15 protein-coding genes are annotated in these 21,368 nt (G+C 52.1%); 7 read left to right on the top strand and 8 right to left on the bottom strand.

Going from position 1 to position 21,368, the window contains the following annotated elements; translation table 11 throughout:
• The first annotated feature begins 228 nt into the window (after positions 1–228).
• Positions 229–3,129 carry a M16 family metallopeptidase gene (locus ACAW87_RS14700; RefSeq protein WP_370724172.1) on the top strand — a complete coding sequence of 967 codons (2,901 nt, stop codon included), beginning with the start codon at positions 229–231 and terminating at the stop codon, positions 3,127–3,129.
• Positions 3,130–3,454: 325 nt separating this feature from the next.
• Here the strand turns inward: ACAW87_RS14700 and ACAW87_RS14695 are convergent, their stop codons facing one another.
• A complete protein-coding gene (locus ACAW87_RS14695; protein WP_370724170.1) occupies positions 3,455–8,131 on the bottom strand; it encodes a PA14 domain-containing protein in 4,677 nt (1,558 codons plus the stop codon).
• Between the two features lie 250 nt (positions 8,132–8,381).
• Entirely contained in the window at positions 8,382–9,461 is a 1,080-nt protein-coding gene (locus tag ACAW87_RS14690) for a Gfo/Idh/MocA family protein (protein WP_370724169.1), read from the bottom strand.
• Between the two features lie 382 nt (positions 9,462–9,843).
• On the opposite strand from ACAW87_RS14690, the gene ACAW87_RS14685 reads away from it, so the two are divergent.
• From ACAW87_RS14685 to ACAW87_RS14675, 3 genes are all read left to right on the top strand, one after another.
• Positions 9,844–10,983, top strand: a complete 1,140-nt coding sequence (locus ACAW87_RS14685; RefSeq protein WP_370724167.1) for an acyltransferase family protein — start codon at positions 9,844–9,846, stop codon at positions 10,981–10,983.
• Positions 10,984–11,086: 103 nt separating this feature from the next.
• Complete coding sequence (locus ACAW87_RS14680) at positions 11,087–11,608, top strand: lipocalin-like domain-containing protein (RefSeq protein ID WP_370724165.1); 522 nt, start codon at positions 11,087–11,089, stop codon at positions 11,606–11,608.
• Between the two features lie 166 nt (positions 11,609–11,774).
• Positions 11,775–12,374 carry a cysteine hydrolase family protein gene (locus ACAW87_RS14675; RefSeq protein WP_370724163.1) on the top strand — a complete coding sequence of 200 codons (600 nt, stop codon included), beginning with the start codon at positions 11,775–11,777 and terminating at the stop codon, positions 12,372–12,374.
• 156 nt (positions 12,375–12,530) lie between these two features.
• On the opposite strand, the gene ACAW87_RS14670 is transcribed toward ACAW87_RS14675, so the two are convergent.
• From ACAW87_RS14670 to ACAW87_RS14655, 4 genes are all read right to left on the bottom strand, one after another.
• Positions 12,531–13,196 (bottom strand): hypothetical protein, encoded by a 666-nt coding sequence (locus ACAW87_RS14670; protein WP_370724161.1) that lies wholly within the window; start codon positions 13,194–13,196, stop codon positions 12,531–12,533.
• A 65-nt stretch (positions 13,197–13,261) separates the two neighbouring features.
• Positions 13,262–13,930 (bottom strand): hypothetical protein, encoded by a 669-nt coding sequence (locus ACAW87_RS14665; RefSeq protein ID WP_370724160.1) that lies wholly within the window; start codon positions 13,928–13,930, stop codon positions 13,262–13,264.
• 39 nt (positions 13,931–13,969) lie between these two features.
• On the bottom strand, positions 13,970–14,623 hold the full coding sequence (locus tag ACAW87_RS14660; RefSeq protein ID WP_370724159.1) for a hypothetical protein: 654 nt from the start codon (positions 14,621–14,623) through the stop codon (positions 13,970–13,972).
• Positions 14,624–14,625: 2 nt separating this feature from the next.
• On the bottom strand, positions 14,626–14,967 hold the full coding sequence (locus tag ACAW87_RS14655) for a PadR family transcriptional regulator (RefSeq protein WP_370724158.1): 342 nt from the start codon (positions 14,965–14,967) through the stop codon (positions 14,626–14,628).
• Positions 14,968–15,140: 173 nt separating this feature from the next.
• On the opposite strand from ACAW87_RS14655, the gene ACAW87_RS14650 reads away from it, so the two are divergent.
• On the top strand, positions 15,141–16,052 hold the full coding sequence (locus ACAW87_RS14650; protein WP_370724157.1) for an ROK family protein: 912 nt from the start codon (positions 15,141–15,143) through the stop codon (positions 16,050–16,052).
• Positions 16,053–16,155: 103 nt separating this feature from the next.
• Here the strand turns inward: ACAW87_RS14650 and murB are convergent, their stop codons facing one another.
• Positions 16,156–17,181: a UDP-N-acetylmuramate dehydrogenase gene (gene murB, locus ACAW87_RS14645; RefSeq protein WP_370724156.1), complete on the bottom strand. Its 1,026-nt coding sequence runs from the start codon at positions 17,179–17,181 to the stop codon at positions 16,156–16,158.
• An 84-nt stretch (positions 17,182–17,265) separates the two neighbouring features.
• On the opposite strand from murB, the gene ACAW87_RS14640 reads away from it, so the two are divergent.
• Entirely contained in the window at positions 17,266–17,862 is a 597-nt protein-coding gene (locus ACAW87_RS14640) for an SPOR domain-containing protein (RefSeq protein ID WP_370724155.1), read from the top strand.
• Positions 17,863–17,943: 81 nt separating this feature from the next.
• On the top strand, positions 17,944–19,056 hold the full coding sequence (gmd, locus tag ACAW87_RS14635) for a GDP-mannose 4,6-dehydratase (protein WP_370724154.1): 1,113 nt from the start codon (positions 17,944–17,946) through the stop codon (positions 19,054–19,056).
• Positions 19,057–19,572: 516 nt separating this feature from the next.
• Here gmd and ACAW87_RS14630 read toward each other — a convergent pair.
• Positions 19,573–21,111, bottom strand: a complete 1,539-nt coding sequence (locus tag ACAW87_RS14630; protein WP_370724153.1) for a Do family serine endopeptidase — start codon at positions 21,109–21,111, stop codon at positions 19,573–19,575.
• Positions 21,112–21,368 lie beyond the last annotated feature (257 nt).

The raw sequence follows: 21,368 nt of genomic DNA, 5'->3' as shown, positions 1-21,368 counted from the left end.
AGTTAGGCTTCGCGCGAAGCCTAACTCGCGAAAATTAACACTCGAATTAACCGACAGGATAAATGTGGATAACTCACAAAGTATGTGGATAACTTTTATCGACCACGTACCCAGACTATTGACTGTTAACATGAATTGTTCAACATATTTAGTGTCTGGGTTTTAAGAAGTTAGTATTCATGTTGATTCAGGGTGTAACTTACAGGCTTACTTCTGCTGGTACCCAACATGAAAAAAGCAACCGTTTACCTGTCGGTGCTGGTGAGTTGTCTGATAGCAGGCACTTCATCGGCACAGACGAAATTAGTGGAGAAGGTAACCCGACAAGGGAAAGAACTCCTGATCCCGTACGAAAAGTACGTACTCCCCAACGGCCTAACGCTGGTGGTACACGAAGACCATTCTGACCCCGTTGTGCACGTCGACGTGACCTACCACGTTGGATCAGCGCGGGAAGAAATTGGCAAGTCGGGCTTTGCGCACTTCTTCGAGCACATGATGTTTCAGGGATCTGACCACGTGGCCGACGATGAACACTTCAAGATCGTGACCGAATCGGGCGGAACGCTGAACGGCTCGACCAATACCGACCGGACCAACTACTACGAAACGCTTCCCAGCAATCAGCTGGAGCGCGCACTCTGGCTCGAAGCCGACCGGATGGGCTTTTTGCTCGATGCCGTATCGCAGAAGAAATTCGAAAATCAACGGGCAACGGTGAAAAACGAACGCGGTCAGAACTACGATAACCGCCCTTACGGTCTGGCTAGCGAATATGTGGCGAAGAACCTCTTCCCGTACGGTCACCCCTATTCGTGGCTCACAATTGGGTATATCGAAGACCTGAACCGGGTAAACGTTAACGACCTAAAAAACTTCTTCCTGCGCTGGTACGGCCCCAATAATGCCGTACTGACGATTGGTGGCGATGTAACGCCTAAGCAGGTGGTAGCCATGGTTGAAAAATACTTCGGTGGTATTCCGCGAGGGCCGGAGGTGACCAAGACGGTGGTGCCTGCGGTTGTGCTCGACAAAGACCGGCGCGTATCGTACGAAGACAACGTTCGGTTCCCAATGCTTCAGATTGTGTTCCCCACGGTGCCTAATTACCACCCCGACGAGGCTCCGCTCGATGCGCTGGCCGAAATTCTGGGCGGCGGCAAAAACTCGCTCTTTTACAAGAATCTGGTAAAGACGCAGTTAGCCGTTCAGGCCAATGCGGGCCACCCCACGTCGGAACTGGCCGGTCAGATGGCCATGCGCATTCTGCCGTTCCCGAATAAAAGTCTGGATAGCACCGAAATGGTTGTTCGCAAAACACTGGCCGAGTTTGAAAGTCGGGGCGTTACTGACGACGATCTGGCGCAGTTCAAGGCCTCGCGCGAGGCGCAACTCATTTCTGGACTGGCCAGCGTTGCCGGTAAAGTATCGCAACTGGCGGCGTATCAGACGTACCTGGGCAACCCCAACTACATTCCGCAGGAGATCAAGCGCTACAACGCCGTGACCAAAGCCGATGTGATGCGGGTGTACAACCAGTATATTAAAGGCAAAAACGCCGTTTTGCTGACCGTGTACCCAAAAGGCAAAGCCGAGATCGTGGCAAAACCAGACAATTACACCATTGTGACGGCTGGTTATCAGGCGCCCGATTATGGCTATAACGGTCTGAAATATGCCAAAGCGAAAGACAGCTTCGACCGCAAGGTGAAACCCGGTCCCGGCCCGAACCCCGCGCTGAAAGTACCGCCTTTCTGGACCGACAAAATGGCGAACGGCCTGAAAGTTATTGGCACCCGCAACGATGAGATTCCAACCGTGACCATGCTCTTCAGCATCAAAGGTGGTCACTTGCTGTCGGCTAAAGATCCTTCGAAGGCGGGCATAGCCCAACTGACGGCCTCGTTGATGAACGAAGACACGCAGGGCTTTTCAAGCGAAGAAATGAATACGAAACTGGAGAAACTGGGCGCTGACATCAGCATTCAGGCGTCTACGGAAGAAATCAGCGTCTCGGTTGAATCGCCGGTCAAAAACATCGACGCTACGCTGGCCTTGCTGGAAGAAAAGTTGTTCCGGCCCAAATTTGCCGCTGATGATTTCACGCGCCGCAAGAATCAGCAACTGGAGAATATCGCCAGCCAAAGCACACAGCCGGTTGTGATTGCCAACAAAGCGTATAGCAAACTGCTGTATGGCGAAGGCAATATCCGCGCTATTCCGCTGAGCGGCACGACCAAAACGGTGGAGTCGATTACGCTGGACGATGTGAAGGCATTTTATCAGAGCTCACTCTCGCCATCGGTGACGAATCTGGTCATCGTGGGCGACATTGAGCAATCGGCGGTGATGCCTAAACTGGCTTTCCTGACCAAGTGGGCCGCCAAACCCGTTGATCTGCCTAAACCAGCCGTTGCCCGCAAAATCGACAAAACGCGGATCTACCTGATCGATAAAGAAAAAGCGGCACAGTCAGAAATCAGAATCGGTTACCTGACCGACTTGCCCTACGACGCCACCGGCGAATACTACAAAACCACGCTGACCAACTATATGCTGGGCGGTGCCTTCAGCAGCCGGATCAACCTGAACCTGCGCGAAGACAAAGGCTGGACATATGGCGCCCGGTCGGGTTTCGGCAGTACCAAAACGCCTGGTCCGTTTACGGCCAGTGCCGGGGTGAAAGCCGCCGCTACCGACAGTTCGGTGGTTGAGTTTCTCAAGGAAATGAAGAACTACAGCCAGGCAGGCATTACCGATCAGGAGCTGACGTTTGTGAAGAGTTCGCTGGGCCAGACCGATGCACTTCGGTACGAAACATCGTTCCAGAAAGCGATCTTCCTGAGCCGGATCATCGACTACGATCTACCGAAAAACTACGTGGAGCAGCAAGCCCAGATTCTGCGCACGATTACCAAAGCACAGGTCGACGCTATTGCCAAAAAACGCCTGCCCGTCGACAAGATGGTGATTGCGGTGGTTGGTGATAAAACGCTGATTAAGCCGGGCCTCTCGAAGTTGGGTTACGAAGTGGTTGAACTCGACAAGGAAGGCGAGCCTATGACAGCCACTGCTACCCCAGCCGCGGCACCCGCCCGCATGGGTTCTTCGGCCGATAAGAAGAACTAAGAATCACGCGATTTCCGTTGTCGCTTGCCTGTGGCGAGTGACAACGGAGTATTGCTTCGCGAGCTAGGCCCTTCGACTAGGCCGGTCCGCCGGTGCGGTCCCCGACAGGCTCAGGGTGACAGGACACTCAGGTACGTTAGCCTAAATATGGTGATGACTGATGTCACCCTGAGCCTGTCGGGGACCGCACCGGCGGACCGGCCTAGTCGAAGGGCCTAGCTCGCGAAGCAATACAGCATTACAATATTGATTTTCCTTCCATTCGCAAAAAAGCCGCCCGTTCACGTAGAACAGGCGGCTTTTTCTATGAATAGCACAGAAGCTTTTATTCGCTCAGGATCACTTTCCAGGTACGTTGCTGATCGCCCTGAACGAGTTTCAGGATGTAGAAACCGCGCGTCAGTGAACCAACGGGGAGTTTCATCAGGTTTTCACCCACCGTTACTGCGTGGTCGGCCTGAAGCATGGGAATACCGGCGGCACTGATCATCTGCACACTGGCGGTACCGGCCTGTTCAGTGAAATACCGGATCGATAACTCGTCGCGAACGGGTACCGGGAAAATAACCGACTGTTGCAGGATCGTGCGCTCTTCCGACGAAGCTAACCGGGCATTGCCCGACGCGGGATATAACCACATTTGTGGAATAATCTGCTGCGCCTGACCTGGGTACGTCCAGCGTAAACGGGCTATAGCGCCAACGATGTTCTCATAGTATTCCAGCCGAATGGCGTATTTCTGGCCAGCCACCAGCGGAATATTGGTACTGTTTGTCGTGGTCAGCGGGTGATCGCGCCAATCGTTGATGACCTGCACATTGTTGATCCAAAGCCGGATACCGTCATCAGCGTTGGTCGTGAACACGTAGTTGCCCGTTGCGGGTGCTTCTATCTGACCTGTCCAGCGAACCGAGAAATTATCGACCGTTACTCCGGCACCCGGTGCGCCATTCCCCCAATCGAAATCAATCAGAGCATCGGTGCGGCTGAGTACAACAGGGGCGGTCAGGCTTTTGTTGTTGAAATACTGACCCAGCAAGCCCGTTCCCGTTCCCGACGGAACAGGCGTAGGAGGAGGCGTGCCGCTACCAACGCGGTAAAAGGCAGAAGCCGGAATAACCTGCTTACTGATGCCCGGCCCACTATAACTCACGCTCAATGCCTGACCACCAGCTCCTTCAAAATAGGGAATGGTGATAGCATGGCGACCGGCTTTCAAACCAATTGTGCCTGAGCGTTCCTGCTCGGCATGCCCCCCATCGTTGTTGACTACTTCGGTCGTACCGATGAACAGCTTGCTGCCATCATCTGAGTAGGTAAAGAAGGTGTACACCCCGTCGGTAGGTACGTTCACGAAGCCCCGGAAACGAAGTCCAAACTGATCGCTTCTACGAGTCAGGTTCAAGTCGGGTAAACTCGCGGTTGCGGTACGAACAGGCGTCAGCGCGTCGAAATTGGGCAGCACACTCCAGTTCCCTTCGTAGTAACCATAATCCAGACCAGCTACGGCGTTCTCCGGATTTTCAGGATCACGCAGGTTAGCCGTTGGTGGTGGCGGCGGTGGTGTGGCGGTACCGATACGGAAGTAGGCCGATGCCGGAATAACCCGCTTGCTGAGGCCCGGACCACTGTAGCTGACGCTCAACGTCTGTCCGCCGCCACCTTCAAAATAAGGAATGGTGATGGCGTGGCGACCAGCTTTCAAGCCAATCGTGCCTGACCGTTCCTGCTCAGGGTGGCCACCGTCGTTATTCACCACCTCGGTAGTCCCGATAAACAGTTTGCTACCATCGTCGGAATTGGTGAAGAATGTGTAGACTCCGTCAGTAGGTACGTTCACGAAACCCCGGAACTGCAACCCAAAGTCATCTTCCCGGCTGCGTGGGCTTACGTCGGGAACAGCTACGGTAGCAGAACGTACAGGCGTCAGTGCACCGAAATTAGGCACCATCCCCCAGCTTCCTTCGTAATAACTGTAATCGAGACCCGCTACGGCATTGGCTGGGTTTTCCGGGTCGCGCAAGGTGACCTGCGTAGGCGGAGGCGTATCCGAACCAACCCGGAAATAAGCCGATGTTGGAATAACCTGTTTGCCAATACCCGGTCCGCTATAACTCACACTCAGAGCCTGTCCGCCGCCGCCTTCGAAATAAGGAATAGTAATGGCGTGGCGACCGGCTTTCAGACCAATCGTGCCCGACCGTTCCTGTTCGGGGTGACCGCCGTCGTTATTCACTACTTCATTGGTACCAATAAACAGCTTGCTGCCATCATCAGAATTGGTATAGAACGTGTAGACTCCGTCGGTAGGTACGTTCACAAAGCCCCGGAATTGCAGCGCGAAGCTGTCGTCCCGGTTACGCTGAGTAAGATCGACCTGACTGGTCGTTCCCGATTTTATCGGCGTGAGGGCGTTGAAATCGGGGAGGGATGTCCAATCGCCTTCGTAGTAGCTAAAATCCAGACCAGCCACGGCATTGGCCGGGTTGTCAGGGTCACGCAGCGGCACCTCTACGGGTGGCGGCGGGGTTTCGCCAGTGGTTTTAAACAAGACAACCGACGTAAACGGCGCTAAGGTGATCTGGTTGGTATAAAGCGTGTTACGTCCGTCGCGATACGAGCCGCCCAGCGAAATTGTTTTATCCTGATTGGTATCGTTGTATTCGAGCCGGATAAAATCGTCGGGGTTCTGTGGGGTACGGGTCGCTTCCTGCACCTGCACATTATCAATCCAGAGCGTTTTACCGTCTTCGGTTACCTGAAACACCACAATGGCCGATCCTTCGTTGGCATTGGCGACATACGAGAGTTCAAACCGTTCCCGACCGGTGCCAGCCAAAATAAGCGAGCGCGTATCCAAATCGCGGTACGACCCGGTTTTCTGCCGAATAAACACTTCAATCCGTTTACCGGGGGCCGACGCTACGGCATCGAACGTAAGCAGATACACCCGGTTTTGCGTCACCGAGCCAATGTCTTTCGACGCCAAGACATACGAGTTCGATTGACCCGACGAGGTTGGGAATGAAATGTTCAGACTACCCCCGTCGAGGCGATTGCTGTTATCCCAGGTGGCCCGACCGTTGCCGTAGGGGCTGTAAGTATCCCAGCCTTCGTTATTGCTGCTGAATGAGTTGTTGAGTTTAAAAACACCATTTCCTGTGGTTGCAAACGGTTTATAGGTCACCGGACTATTCAGCGAACCGGCATCTTTGCCGTAGCGGCTTTGCCATTCGGCCAATGACAAATCGGCCCCGGTAACGCCCGATCCAGGATTCAGAACCGCCCTAATCTTGAATTCATCGTTGAAAGGCCGCGCATACACGTTATTATCGAACTGCCCGAAACTGGTCAGGTCGTTCAGGTGCGATTCATATTTAGTGACCAACTGCCCCGCCAATCGGCTGACGAACACGTTGTTTTGGATGGTATTGCTCCGCGGCGAACACCCACCGTTTCGACTGGTAAGGGCAAACTGTGCCTCCCCGTTATTGAACGACGTGTTGTTGATCAGTTGTGCCGATTGCGAACCGTGCAGGAAAAAACCCAGTCCGTGGTTGTTAAACACCGTGTTATCGCGCACTTCCACGTTAGTAGTGCAGTCGTCGAGGAAGATGCCGTTCGCACCCGAGTAAGCGCCGCCGGGTGTTCCTTCAGGCGCTCCGATTCCGTTGAAAACAATGTTGCTCAGAATGCGTACATTGTTCATTGTCTGCCGGTTACCGTTCCAGATATACAACCCTCCCCCATCGCTTTTGGTGAGGCAGTAGTTCGATACCCGGTTACGCTGCACCGTGGTACTGCTTGAGAAGTTGATGCCGTTATAACCGATCTGGTCTACCACGTTGTTTTCAATCGTGACCCGATCACACAAAACAGAATTGAAGCCAACGTAGGTCCCATCACCATCTTTACCACGGCCGGGCAGCAAACCAACACGGCGCAGGGTGTTGCCCCGAAATGTGAAGTTCTGATAGCCCGTCACCGATACGCCGTTGTTGTTGGCCTCTTCGATCAGGTTATTTTCGAGTAGCACCGTATTGCCGCTTCCCCGCGCCACGAGTCCATCTTCCCCCGAGTCGATAATGTCGTTCCCCAACAGGGTGATGCCAGTTCCGTTTTCGATCAGGATACCCGTATTGATTGTTTCAATAACGGCCAGGTTACGCACCACTACGTTGCTCACGAACGCAATATTTATACCCGTTGAGAAGGCAGTGGCCGTAATGGTTTGATTACCGGGGTTTTCTGACGAAAACACACGCAACGTTTTATTGCCGGGGTTGTAATACCATTCGCCGTTTTGGTCGAGCGTGGCGGGGTGATTTTGTATGAAATAGCCCCAGGTATCGCTGAAATCGTACGAGTTGGGGTGATTTACGGTCAGCGTATTCCCGTTTTGCTGGGTAATCGTGCTTCGGTTAATGATCCACTGAACGGGCCGGTCAACTACTTCTCCGCCTACGAAATTGGCAGGCAGTTGCTCTTTACCCGTCAGCTGCGATTTGCCACTATGCGACTGAATGGTGAGATAGCCCCGGTTGGCAGCGTCGAGGTTAGGGTAACGCCCCAATGGTAGCGGTGACCCGTTTCGATACACACCCGTTACCTGACTGCCGAGCGCCGATGCATCGGCCTGCCACACGTTTCCGCCAATGTTGCTCCAGTTACTGATGGGAACCGATCCGCTGATCACCGGCTTGTTCCCTGAACCGAACGCATCGATCACGATTGGTTGCGCCGACGTACCTGAGCGGCGAATCTGCAACGTACCCCGGAAGGTATCGCCCCGTCGGAATAACACCTGATCGCCAGCCTGTAGCGCCAATGAATTGACTTTACCGAGCGATTGAAAGGCCGACCCGGCTGATCGACCGTCGTTGCTGTCGCTGCCCGAACTGGCTACGTAATAGGTAGTTTGGGCAAAGGCCGTGGCCGATAGGCTAAGCAGCCCGGCACCATACAGCACTTTGTGGATAGAAGCGGATAAACCTGTTTTCACTCGCGGAGTAGTTGTTGAGTTGATTTAATCAAAGAGAAAGACCAATATGTTTACATCGGTCTTTCTATCATGTAAACTTACTGTAACACAACCACTTTACAAATCCTATCGATTTAATTCCTACTTAGTTGAGGCTACGGCTTTTCTGAAGTCCAACGTCTAATGTTCAAAGTCAAAAGTCGCGCTGCTATACCACAAAATGGTTGATGAGCAACGCGACCTTGGACTTTGAACTTTTAGACGTTGGACTTTACTTGATCTTCGCCGCCTTCCCCGTCCGGTTCGATTCGTAGATGGCCTGGAACAGTTCTACTACCCGGCGACCGTCGTGGGCCGTAATGGCGGGTTGGGTCTGGGTACGTATCGCCTGACAGAAATCGGCGAGTTGTTGCGCGAAATAGTAGGTGAGGGCATCGGTTTGACCGAAAAAGGCGTGGTCTTCGGCCTGGAATGTAGCTAGCTGATCGGATTCGCCTTCAATAGTCCATAGGTCATTGATGGGCGGGTCCTGAATGCCCGACCGACCGGCAATAAACATGCTGCCGCCATCGGTCTGAACGCCAACCGTAGCGCCATTTTGGCCGTGAATATGCACCTTCCCGTAGAGGCCCGGTTTCTGACTATTACTGGCGACGATGTTGCCAATACCCCCGTTTTTGAATTGAATGATGGCCGCCGCCGTATCTTCTACCTCGATATAGGGGTGATTCACGTTGCGCCAAACGCCGTATACTGAATCGACCTCGCCCATGTACCAAAGCAACAGATCGAGCTGATGCGGGGCCTGGTTCACGAGTACGCCACCGCCTTCATGCGCCCACGAGCCGCGCCACGGATCGCTACCGTAGTAGGCCTCGTCGCGCCAGCCAAGCATTTGCACCATGCCCAGGGCCGGAACCCCGATCTTACCGGCGTCGATCGCCTGCCGAATCCGCTGACAGGGCGCGTAGAACCGACGCTGACTGACCACACTCAGGAGTTTCTGGGTACGTTCGGCCGTAGCAATCATGGCGTCGCAATCGTCGAGCGACGCGGCCAATGGCTTTTCAACCAGCACGTTGGCACCTGCTTCCAGCGCGGCAATGGTTGGCTCGCGGTGATTGGGGTGCGGGGTCAGCACCACGCAAACGTCGATGCCTTCGCCAGTAACCATCTCATTTACATTAGTATAGGGCTTGATGCCATAGACACCAGCAAAATCGGCGGTTTTTTGTTCGTTCCGGCCACAAACGGCTACCAGTTGCACATCGGGCGTTTGCTGCGTAGCGCGGGCGTGAAGGTGCGCTACCTTTCCGGGGCCAATTAGCGCAATGCGAAGGGGTGTTGACATAAGGGGGTAAAAACGTTGGTCGATGTTCCTTCAGCAAAAATCAACATCTTGCATGAACAATGGTACACGGATCTCGCAGATTAAAAAGGATTGACACAGATTTTTGGATTTAAGCGGAATAGATGGGTACGCGGATTAAAGGGATTTAAAACGATTCACGCAGCGGCGGACCGCACAGATTGTAGATTTAAGCGGATTCGTAGCCTGAGCAGAGCCAATCTGTTTTAATCAAAAAATCCGCGCAAATCCCTTTTAATCTGTAAAATCCGTGTACCCATTATCATCCGCGCAAATCCCTTTTAATCCGTGAGATCCGCGTACCCATATTAATCCGCGTTGATCGTTTTAAATCCCATTATCATCCGCGTACCAATCACACACTATGCGCCTTCGCTCTCTCGATGCTTTTCGCGGCCTTACCGTGGCAGCCATGATTATGGTCAATAATCCAGGCGACTGGGGCAACCTGTACGCTCCGCTCCGTCACGCCGCATGGCATGGCTGGACACCCACCGATCTGATTTTCCCCTTTTTCCTGTTCATCGTCGGCGTCTCTATCACCTTCGCCCTAAAACCAGCCTATGGCCTTTATGGGCAGGTCGACGCTACGCCGGGTGTGGTGGCCAAAATCATCAAACGCGGACTGATGCTGTTTGCGCTTGGGCTTTTCCTGAACCTGTTTCCCCGGTTCGACTTCGGCAATGTACGTATCATGGGCGTTTTGCAGCGTATTGGGCTGGTCTACATTGCCTGTGCGTTAATTTACCGACGCACCACGCCGCCGCAGCAACTCATCATTGCCGTGTTAATCATGGTCAGCTACTACCTGATGATGACCGGCATACCCGTACCGGGCATCGGCTACGCGAATCTGGAACCCGAAACCAACCTCGCCGCCTGGGTTGATTTTACGGTACTGACCCCCGACCATGTGTACCGCCCGGCCAAAGTGTGGGACCCCGAGGGGTTGCTGAGTACGTTTCCGGCGATAGCTACGGCCCTGTTGGGCGTGCTGGCCGGTCACTGGCTACGGACTCATCACTACGGATCGGCGGTTCGCGAGAGTCAGAAAGCGCTTTTTCTGTTTCTGGCCGGGGTAGCACTCGCCGTGCTAGGTACGTTACTCGATCCGCTCTTCCCAATCAACAAAGCGTTATGGACAAGCACCTACGTGCTATTGGCGGGCGGACTGGCGATGTGCGGACTGGCCATTTTCTACTACCTGATCGACGTTCGAAAAGGGTTTCGCTGGAATGGCGTGCTGGTGGCGTTTGGCGTGAACCCTATCACCGTTTTCTTCTTGTCGGGCCTGATTCCGCGCATCATGACCCTGATACGACTGCCAAATCCTGAAGACAGTACGGCAACAGTTAGCCTGACCCAATACCTCTACAACGGGTTTATTGCCCCTCCTTTCAGCGACCCTAAAATGGCCTCGCTAGCCGGGGCGCTTACGCTGGTCGCCATCTGGGCTGGCATTTTATGGGTGATGTATAAACGTCGAATTATCATTAAAGTATAAACCAACTTACCTTTCGATAAACAGTAAGTATATTTTGTAAGCTTATTTGTGAAACGGAACAAAGTTGGAGGTATGTTTGAGCTTCACTATACACCGTCAAATTTTGAAAAATCGCACATTCTCTACGCGCCAACTATCCTGGGCACTTTTGTTGGCTATTCCATTCTGGCTGGGTGCTTGTAGCAAAAAAGACACCGATATTACCCCCAGCGCGAGTGCCATTCAGGGCTCCTGGAAAGTATCGGCCTACACCATCGATCCGGCCTTCGACCTGATTGGATCAGGCACAAAGACAAATGATTTGCTGGACTTTTATAAAGCGTTTTTGGGGCAGCCGTTTGTCGATTGTTTCAAAGCCGTAACGGTGACTTTTAACGCTAATGGCAAGATAACGTCGACAACAACCTCGGCCTGTAGCAGCGTCGATGCCAGCTTTGTGGCCAATGAGTCGACATGGGTGTTGGCAGGCAACAAACTAACCGTAACAGAAGGCACCGACGTAAACGTGTTCGACGTAACCATCAGTGGAAACACCTTGAAATTAGCGCAGTCTATCACTGAAGATTTTGATGGCGACAACAAGAACGATACGGCTACTGTAACGCTGAGTTTAACCAAAGTGTAGGTACGTCTCCATTACCCAAAAACGGGCAACGGCGGGCTGTGCAGGATTTTCCTGTGCAGCCCGCCGTTGCCCGTTTTACGTCCGGTAAGGCACAATGTCAATCTATCCGGTCGCGGTTTTGTTATATGTTGGCTGACTATTTCCGTGTCCCAACAACCACTACGTTATGAACCATACAAGCGACGATCTGCACGGCAATGCCCCCGATTCGTCTCCCGTAGCCTTATTGATCATCGACATGATCAATGACCTGGAATTTCCTGAAGGGCCCGCTTTCTTTGAGCCCACCCTGGCAGCAGCCCATCAGATTGCGGCCTTAAAACAGCGGGCCAAAGCGGCGGGGGTTCCCGTTGTGTACATCAACGATAATTTTGGCAAATGGCGCTCCAACTTCGACGACCTGCTAGCGCACTGCCTCACCAGCGATGTGCGAGGCAGACCCATTGCCGAACGTCTCCGTCCCGCCGACGATGATTATGTAGTTTTGAAACCCAAGCACTCCATTTTTTACGCCACCACGTTTGAAACGCTACTTGCCTATTTGCAATCAAAAACGCTGATTATGACGGGCATCGCCGCCGACGTATGCATCCTGTTCTCGGCCATCGACGCCTACATGCGCGACCTGAAGCTAATCATTCCCCCCGATTGTGTAGCATCGGGTTCAGCCGCCAACACGCAGGAACCCCTCGCCTACATGCAACGCGTCCTCAGCGCCGACATTACCCCTTCAGAAGAGATCGATTTGGAAGGATTGTTGGCGTAAAAACCGTGTGGCCGTGGCCATTCGGGTCCGTAGAGACCGGTCCGCCGGTGCGGCAAGATTTTGCCGCACCGGCGGACCGGTCTCTACACGCGCGTCAGCAATTCACCCGCGTCAGCAATCATTACGCGTCAGCAACGTACCTGACCACAGCCGCATCTACCGCTGGAAATTCGGTTTGAAATAAAACGTTTCTCGCGTAAGCTGAGCCAAGCAGACAGATTGAAATAAGATCGCGGTAACAATCACCGTAATAATTACTACATCAATAGAATAGGGTAGGCTGAAGTCGTATGCATTCGAAGCCAAGCAGTATCCGTTAAGTACGTTGATCGGCCAATGCCCATTTTCGGTAATAAACTCCCATGTAAGTCTGTGTCGACTATCTTTCTTCCGTAGATAGGGTATCCAGGCAGCCGCAATGACGATAACTGGCGAAATGGACATTGCCATACGGAGTATTTTTGACAGATTTGCCGGTAAGGCAAAAAGCTGAATATAAAGTAGCAACGTACCTACTATTAAGGTGGTCACCACTGTTGGCCAGTGAAAATGCCCTCTCACAATTTCCCTATAGCGTGCTTTCACCTGCTCACGCGTCGCCTCTTCATAATCGTCTTGAATCTGTTGAATGCCGCCACCGTTTCCCATCGCCAGAAATGCGGCTGTGCTGGCTTCGTAGAAAGACAGGCCGGTAGCCATGTTTTCTTCTGTCAGCGTGGCGTAATGATCAAGCAGTTCGTCGGTCAGATGATCGTATTTGATGTCGGCCAGCGAGGTGATGTCATGACGTAGCTCGGCAAGTTGTTTCGTGGATAGAGACATGGTCTTGAAGGACGAAAATGCTTTTTATAAGTGTGTTGGATAGACGTATAATATGCAGCTTGTTATCACCGCTGAAAATTCGGCTTGTAATACACCGTTTCGCGGGTAAGCTGGACGAGGCTGATTGTTAAGGCTAGTGTAATTAATGCAAAGCAGAACTGAATACCCTGGCCAGTCAGAGAATTCATAAACGACTTATCATCTGACATACTGTTAGTTAAATTCAAGCACTGGAGTGTGAGATTGGGTAATTGAATCCATTCAGTCAAATACTCCCAGGCAATCTTATCGCGACTGTTCTTTCTTTGACAATAGAAAACATAAGCCCCCAACACGAAAATAATGGGTGATGCCAGTACAAATACAGATAGTCCTCTGGCATAGTTAGTTGGTAGGTTGACGTACAAGCTTATAAATAGCGTACCTACCAACAAGGTAGTTACCACCGTTGGCCAGCGCAGAAAACTTTTCAGGATAGCCAAATGACGTTTTTTCACCTGCCTCTTTGTTTCTATCTCGTATTTAACCTGAATTCGTCGGATACCCTCACCGTTTCCCATCGCCAGAAATGCGGCTGTGCTGGCTTCGTAGAAAGACAGGCCGGTTGCCATGTTTTCCTCTGTCAGTGTGGCGTAATGGTCCAGCAGTTCGTCGGTCAGATGATCGTACTTGATGTCGGCCAGCGAGGTAATGTCGTGGCGCAGTTCAGCGAGTTGTTTCGTGGAAAGGGACATGGTCGGTGGATAATTAGCTGATCGTAGTTAGCAGTTTGTCTAGCTCGTCAGTAAGGTGTCTGTTCGTTTGAGATAGGGTGACCGCTTTTGTGTAAAATTGGCCCAGAGTACGAGTAGCAACAGGGTCTGAAACGCCGACCAACCAGCCATAGGCACCCAGCTACCAGTGGCCTGTAGGTACGTTATAATGCGCCCTTTATTCAATAGGTAAACTGTTTCTGTGCCGAGGCAAGCGGCGGTTAATAGCCAATTCCAGTTAGCCCGAACTATGGTTTGTTCGGTGTGATACGATAAGCAATGAATAGCCAACAGCAATACACCTAGTATGGCCACATCGGCTAGAAAAAATGACGATGAATAGGTGCTGTTTTTCCAGAGGATGTACAGGAATAAGCCCAGCGCTATCAATAGCTTTTTACCTCTCAGGAACGTACCCAGTGTTTGCTCTACCCCATCCCGATGACGGATGACCAGACTTTTCTGGAAGGGGGCCTCCAGCGCCAGAATACCATCTGCCCGGCCAAAAGCCTCGTGCGTATCGGTCAGGGCTTTGTCGAACGAACTGCCGTTGGTCATGGCGGTGACGATGGCCGCGTGGTAGTGGTCACCTACCTCGTCCAGAACAGGTTTGCTGACCCGTTTTTCGTAAGCCGCCAGAAATTGGCTCAGGTATGATTCCTGCGCGTCTGTCATCGTCAGAGAGCCGGTTTCAGGTTCAGAATGGTGTTCAGGTTCTCCATAAACGTGCGTAGTTCCGACACCCGACTAACGGTTTGCTGATGGCCGGTTTTGGTGAGCGAATAATATTTACGCGCCCGCCCGTCGACCACCTCGGTTTCGGCGGTGAGCAGGCCCTCGGCTTCCAGCTTGTGTAGCGACGGATAGAGGGCTCCTTCCGTAATGACCATTTCACCGGCTGTCAGGGCTTTTACCTGTTGCGTAATTTCGTAGCCGTACATCCGGTCGCGGTCTTCGAGCAGTTTGAGAATAATCACCGAGAGGCTTCCTTTCAATACGTGTTGAGTGGTATTTGTCATAGCGCCAAATGTACAATTCTATTACATACTATAGCATCTTAGGTATTGAAAAATTTAACCCTTCCGTAACTTCGTGGCATAACCCCACCCCCAGCCCCTCCCCTCCCCTTGTTTTAAGGGGAGGGGCCGGGGGTGGGGTCCCGATTTTCACTTTTTAATTCTTCACAAATACAATGGGTTCAGCGCAGTATCTGGGTATCGACGTGGGCGGCACGAACGTTAAAATGGGCGTGGTCGACGCTAAAACGGGTAAAATCACCAATTTCTACAGCCACGACACCGATAGCTGGCGGCAATCGGGACACTTCATGGATCAGTTTGCCGACGCCATTGCCGTGCAACTGTATGCCAATAAAGAGGTGACCAAAGTGGGTATCGGATTACCGGGCATGATTAACCGCGACCGAACAACACCGCTCGAAATCACGGCTATTCCCGAGTTGAATGGCGTTCCGATGGTCGACATTCTGAACAGACGCTTTCCTGATGTGGAGTTTTTTCTGGAAAATGATGCCAATGCGGCAGCCCTCGGCGAATTCTATTTTGTGGAAGACATGAACGATGAGAATTATATTTTCATCACGCTGGGCACGGGCGTAGGCGGAGCGGCCATTATTAACAAAAAAGTATTTGTTGGCGGTGATGGCAATGCCATGGAGCCGGGCCACATTCCGTCGCGGAACGGGAAGGTGCTGGAGCGCAACATCGGCAAAAAAGAATTGCTCGATCTGGCCAACGAACGCCGGGCTAGCTTCAAAGGACAAACCACGCTACCCGGCGACGGCAGTATCTCAACAACGGGTCTGGTAGCCGCGGCGGCCGAAGGCGACAAGCTGGCGCTGGCCGTTTGGGGCGAAGTGGGCGAAATGCTGGGTGAAGGCCTGGTATCGCTGATTCGTATTCTCGACATCAAACAGATTCTGATTGGTGGTGGTCTGTCGGCATCGTTCGACTACATCATGCCCGCCGTTCAAAAAGAACTCGACTACTGGCTTACCCCCTACTACAAAGACGGCCTGACGGTAACGAAAGCCACCCTCGGCAACGACGCCGGCCTGCTGGGGGCTGCATCGCTTTGTTTTTAAGTTCAAAGTCTAAGGGTCCAAAGTTCAAAGTCGCGCTGCTACATTTACACAAAGGTGATATAGCAGCGCGACTTTGAACTTTGGACCCTTAGACTTTGGACTTTCAGATCACATTCACCTCCGGATTGATCGTGATGCCAAATTTTTCCTGTACAGAGGCTTGCACCTGATGGGCGAGGGCCAGAATCTCGTGACCGGTGGCACGGCCGTAGTTGACTAGTACAAGCGCCTGTTTGGCATGAACGCCCGCGTCGCCCGTTCGGTAACCTTTCCAGCCCGCTTGCTCAATAAGCCAGCCAGCCGGTACTTTCACGGTGCCGGAAGCCATAGGGTAACCGGGCAGGGCTGGGTACGTTGTTTTTAACTGATCGAACTGGTCGGCTGAAATTTCCGGGTTTTTGAAGAAGCTGCCCGCGTTGCCAATCTCGGCCGGGTCGGGCAGTTTGCTACGCCGAATATGAATCACCGCGTCGCTGATGGCTTTGATGCTCATGGTTTCGTCGGTGATGCCCATTTCGGTCAGCGTTTCGCTGATGGCTCCATATCGCGTATGAAAAGTAGGCGTTTTGTTGAGCCGGAACGTGACCGAGGTAATGATGTACTGGCCTTTCAGATCGTGTTTGAACACACTTTCGCGATAACCGAACTGGCAATCGGCATGCTCGAACCGGCGTTTTTCGCCTGTTTCGATGTGAACGGCCTCCAGATGATCAAAAATCTGTTCGATTTCTACACCGTAGGCACCAATGTTTTGCATGGGCGCCGCCCCTACCGTACCCGGAATGAGCGAGAGGTTTTCCATGCCGGCGAAGTTATTGTCTACGCAATACATCACCAGTGTGTGCCAACCAACGCCCGCCCCTGCCTGTACATACAGGTGTAATTCGTCTTCCCGAACAACGCTGATTCCGCCCAGCGACAGGCGAATAACCAGGCCGGGAAAATCCTGCGTCAGCAACAGATTACTGCCCCCACCCAGAATCAATTTGGGCAACTCGTTGAATTCAGTGAGTTGAAAAAGAGTTTCGAGGTCAGTTTCAGAGATAATATCGGCGAAATAGTTAGCCTGGGCCTCGATGCCGAAGGTGGTATAGGGGCGCAGCGATACGCTACGTTGTACAGTCAGCATAGGTAATATAATGGTCGCCCCAAAAGTAGTAGTTTTGTAGCAAGACCCTCTTCAAGGTCGGCTAATCTCTTTTATCCGCCAACTATGATGCGTTTGGTAAAACAATGGTTTTTGATCGGTGCTACCGTTATGGGAGCCTGGTCTTGTGCGCGTACACCGGCTACCACGGCTACTACTACCGGAAGCCGAACCACAACGGGGAGTTATAACGATTATTCCGAAGACCTGTCTACGGCTCGTCCCGTTTTTGTACCGCCGGTTACTAAGCCCGCTTCCCCTGTTCCCGCTCCGGCACCATCGGTCCGGGTAGCCGAGAATCAAAAGCGTTCAGGTCAGGTAATGCCTATTGAAGCCTTGCATGCCAACAAACGCCTTGATGCCATTTTGGATACCATTGCCGTGCAAAATCGCCGGGTACGCTATGCGCCGGGTTACCGGGTGCAGGTATATGTGGGCAATGAACGGGCTGCGGCCGATGCCGCCAAGCTTCAGCTCTACCAGTTGTTTCCTGAACTGAGCGCCTACATGAGCTATCAACAGCCTACATACCGGCTAAAGGTGGGCGACTTTATGAAGAAAATGGATGCCGAACGATATTTTAGTAAATTGAAGTCTGTCTTCACTACAGCACAACTACAACCCGATAGAGTAGATGTAAAAAGAGGCCTGTTAATAAAATAAGTGCAAGAGAATGACCGTCTTAATGTAAATTTACAGGCTGATACACGAAATTTTACAAATTCTTAGAATAATTACAATCGCATGAAAAAAGCGTTGATTACCGGCATAACGGGGCAGGATGGAGCTTATCTGGCTGAATTGCTGCTCGAAAAAGGGTATGAAGTGCACGGCATTAAGCGCCGTAGTTCGCTCTTCAACACGCAGAGGATCGACCATATGTACGAAGATCCGCACGAGACGCATGTTCGGTTTAAACTCCATTACGGCGACCTATCGGACTCAACGAACATTATTCGGATCATTCAGGAAATTCAGCCCGACGAGATTTATAACCTCGGTGCCATGTCGCACGTTCGGGTAAGTTTCGATGAACCCGAGTACACGGCACAAGTCGACGGTATCGGTACACTTCGTATTCTCGAAGCTGTACGCCTGTTGGGATTGACCGAAAAAACGCGCATTTATCAGGCGTCTACGTCTGAATTGTATGGTGGTGTTCAGGGCCACGCCCAGTCAGAAACCACGCCGTTCTACCCACGGTCGCCCTATGCGGTTGCTAAACTGTACGGTTACTGGATTACAGTAAACTACCGTGAGGCCTACAACATGTATGCCTGTAACGGTATTCTGTTCAATCACGAATCGCCGCTGCGTGGCGAAACGTTTGTAACGCGCAAAATTACCCGGGCGGTAGCCCGTATCGGTCTTGGCTTGCAAGACAAGGTGTTCATGGGTAACATCGACTCTCTGCGCGACTGGGGCCACGCCAAAGACTACGTTGAGGCGATGTACCTGATTCTGCAACAGGATACCCCTGAAGATTTCGTTATCGCTACGGGTGTAACCACAACCGTACGTGATTTCATCAAGATGGCTTTCCAGGAAATCGGCGTTGAGCTGGAGTTCCGTGGTGAAGGTATCGAGGAGAAGGCATTCGTTCTGAGCGCCAATAACCCGGAATTCCCGGTTGAAGTAGGCAAGGAAGTGATGACGATCGATCCGCGTTATTTCCGCCCTACCGAAGTTGACCTGCTGTTGGGTGATCCAACCAAGGCGATGACCAAACTGAACTGGACGCCTAAATACGATCTGGCTGGTTTGGTGAAAGACATGATGCAGTCGGATATCGCTCTCTTCCAGCGTGACCAACTGCTGGCCAAGAGTGGCCATCAGGTGCTGAACTATTACGAGTAGTCGTTTTTAGTCTGGATAGTCTTTTTTTAGAGTCTTGAAAGTCGTATAAAGTAAGAGTCCCGAGTCTGGAAAGTCGTTTTAAGGTGTTGCTTACGCAGGCCAATAAACGACTTTCCAGATTCGGGACTTTTCCGTTGATACTTGCTCTAGCAAATGCTCGGATAGCGCTGGCGCGAGGATTTCCTCGTGCCTTTTATGTCGCAAGCATCCGCTTGCATAGCGCGAAAGCGCAACGGAGTAGAGAAACAATACAGTAGCGAACAAAGAAACAGCTACCGTATTGCGCATTCACACTGTGCAAGCAAACGCTTGCGACATAAAAGGCACGAGCACATGCTCGCGCCAGCGCTTGCGTACACAACAACGGCCAATTGTCAGTCTTGAAAGTCGTATAAAGTAAGAGTCCCGAGTCTGGAAAGTCGTTTTGGTGATCTGCGTAAGCAACACCTCAAAACGACTTTCCAAACTCGGGACTTCTTATTTATACGACTGTCCAAACTGACTGGCCGTAGGCCATTACATCGGCACCGCGTAGTAGATCATGCGTGAGCTGTTGGGGTACATACCGATCAGCAGTAAGCCTTCACCTTCTTTTACGCCACCAACAATCGTTTCGAGGTCTTTCACCGTCTTCACGTTTTTACCATTGGCTTTCACAATGATAAAGCCCTCTTCGATCTCGGTTTCGGCCAGTTTGCCATCCAGAATCTTGTTGACCCGAATGCCAAGACCGGCACTGATGCCTAACGCCTGACGTTCTTTGTCGCTGAGGTTGGCAAACTCACCGCCCAATGCTTTCATAGTCGATGAAGCCAGCTCCTCTTTCTTGATCACATCACGACCCCCATTGCGGTTACGCAGTTCAAGCTTCACCTCGCGTTCGGTCCCCCCCCGGTTGATGGTTACATTAAGCACATCGCCCGGACGACGACGACCTACGATCTCACGCATCTGCGCGTCTGAATCGAGAGGCTGACCTTCCATTTTCACGATGACATCGCCTTTCTGGATACCTGCCACTTTAGCAGCACCATTCTCGGTTACGCTTTCTACGTAGATACCACGGCCCACTTTGGCGCCCACTTCCTGCGCAATTTTGCTATCCAGTTCGCGAGGCAGAATACCAATGTATCCGCGTTGTACATTACCAAACTTCACCAGATCGGCCGTTACTTTCTTCACCAGCGATACAGGAACAGCAAAGCCATAACCGCTGTAGTAACCTGTTGCTGAGGCAATGGCTGAGTTGATACCCACCAGTTCGCCACGCAGGTTTACCAACGCACCGCCCGAGTTACCAGGGTTGATGGCGGCATCTGTCTGAATGAATGACTCAATAGGCGTATCAACAGGCTTGGCACCCGGCTCCTGTGGACGTTGATTACGGCTCAGAATACCGATACCACGACCTTTTGCGCTTACGATACCAGCCGTTACGGTCGACTCCAGATCAAGGGGATAACCAACGGCTAATACCCATTCGCCCAGTTTCAGGCCGTCTGAATCGCCCAACACAATGCTGGGTAGGTTATTGGCTTCTACTTTCACCACAGCTAGATCGGTCAGTGGGTCGGTACCAATTACTTTCGCCTTGAAGCTACGCTTGTCGGTCATTACTACCTCAACCTCGTCGGCGTCCTGCACTACGTGGTTGTTGGTAACGATGTAGCCATCTTTCGAGATAATTACGCCGGACCCCGAGGCCTGTCCTTGCTCACGCCGTGAGCGACCACCGCCCTGTCCCTGTCCACCGAACTCTTCACCAAAGAACTCACGGAAGATGTCAGGCATTTGTTGTTGACGAACCGTACGCGTCATGGTTGTGCGAATATGCACTACGGTAGGCGATGCCGTTTCTGCGGCTGTAGCGAAATCGCCGGGGGCAGTTGTTGGTGCGTTGCCTGCCAGCGAAGCCAGCCGGTTAAGGGGCGAACCCGCTGATGATTCGGCAAATACAACGTCCCGCTTGTTAAACCCAAGCAGGTTGTACGCGCCCAGTGTTACGGCGCTCGAGAGGAGGGCAATCAACACTAAAACTTTCCAGTTGCTTTTCATGGTATTGGGGTACTAAACAGTTGTTTTATGTAGGAATTGTCGGCGACGAAAAAGGCTTCGGTTTAGTCTGTTAAGAGAGGTCCTGACCTGTCGCTTCTGCTGATATAACGAGCAGCGGGCGGCGAAAAATTCGATTCCCGACACCCCCTTAACGATTTTTAACAGCGGATGTTTGGGGGAGGTTAATGTTCAAAGTCTAATGTCTAAAGTTGCTTTGCCTAATAGCCTACGATTGTTGAACCTTAAACATTAGACGT

The organism is Fibrella aquatica (assembly GCF_041321135.1).
GTDB classification, from domain to species: domain Bacteria; phylum Bacteroidota; class Bacteroidia; order Cytophagales; family Spirosomataceae; genus Fibrella; species Fibrella aquatica.
This window is presented reverse-complemented; position numbering and strand designations above follow the sequence as displayed.

Coding starts and splice junctions, on each gene's coding strand:
- ACAW87_RS14690 (WP_370724169.1), bottom strand. CDS start 9,461: ATGTCAACACCCCTTCGCATTGCGCTAATTGGCCCCGGAAAGGTAGCG.
- ACAW87_RS14650 (WP_370724157.1), top strand. CDS start 15,141: ATGGGTTCAGCGCAGTATCTGGGTATCGACGTGGGCGGCACGAACGTT.
- ACAW87_RS14700 (WP_370724172.1), top strand. CDS start 229: ATGAAAAAAGCAACCGTTTACCTGTCGGTGCTGGTGAGTTGTCTGATA.
- ACAW87_RS14655 (WP_370724158.1), bottom strand. CDS start 14,967: ATGACAAATACCACTCAACACGTATTGAAAGGAAGCCTCTCGGTGATT.
- gmd (WP_370724154.1), top strand. CDS start 17,944: ATGAAAAAAGCGTTGATTACCGGCATAACGGGGCAGGATGGAGCTTAT.
- ACAW87_RS14665 (WP_370724160.1), bottom strand. CDS start 13,930: ATGTCCCTTTCCACGAAACAACTCGCTGAACTGCGCCACGACATTACC.
- ACAW87_RS14630 (WP_370724153.1), bottom strand. CDS start 21,111: ATGAAAAGCAACTGGAAAGTTTTAGTGTTGATTGCCCTCCTCTCGAGC.
- ACAW87_RS14640 (WP_370724155.1), top strand. CDS start 17,266: ATGATGCGTTTGGTAAAACAATGGTTTTTGATCGGTGCTACCGTTATG.
- ACAW87_RS14675 (WP_370724163.1), top strand. CDS start 11,775: ATGAACCATACAAGCGACGATCTGCACGGCAATGCCCCCGATTCGTCT.
- ACAW87_RS14670 (WP_370724161.1), bottom strand. CDS start 13,196: ATGTCTCTATCCACGAAACAACTTGCCGAGCTACGTCATGACATCACC.
- ACAW87_RS14685 (WP_370724167.1), top strand. CDS start 9,844: ATGCGCCTTCGCTCTCTCGATGCTTTTCGCGGCCTTACCGTGGCAGCC.
- ACAW87_RS14660 (WP_370724159.1), bottom strand. CDS start 14,623: ATGACAGACGCGCAGGAATCATACCTGAGCCAATTTCTGGCGGCTTAC.
- murB (WP_370724156.1), bottom strand. CDS start 17,181: ATGCTGACTGTACAACGTAGCGTATCGCTGCGCCCCTATACCACCTTC.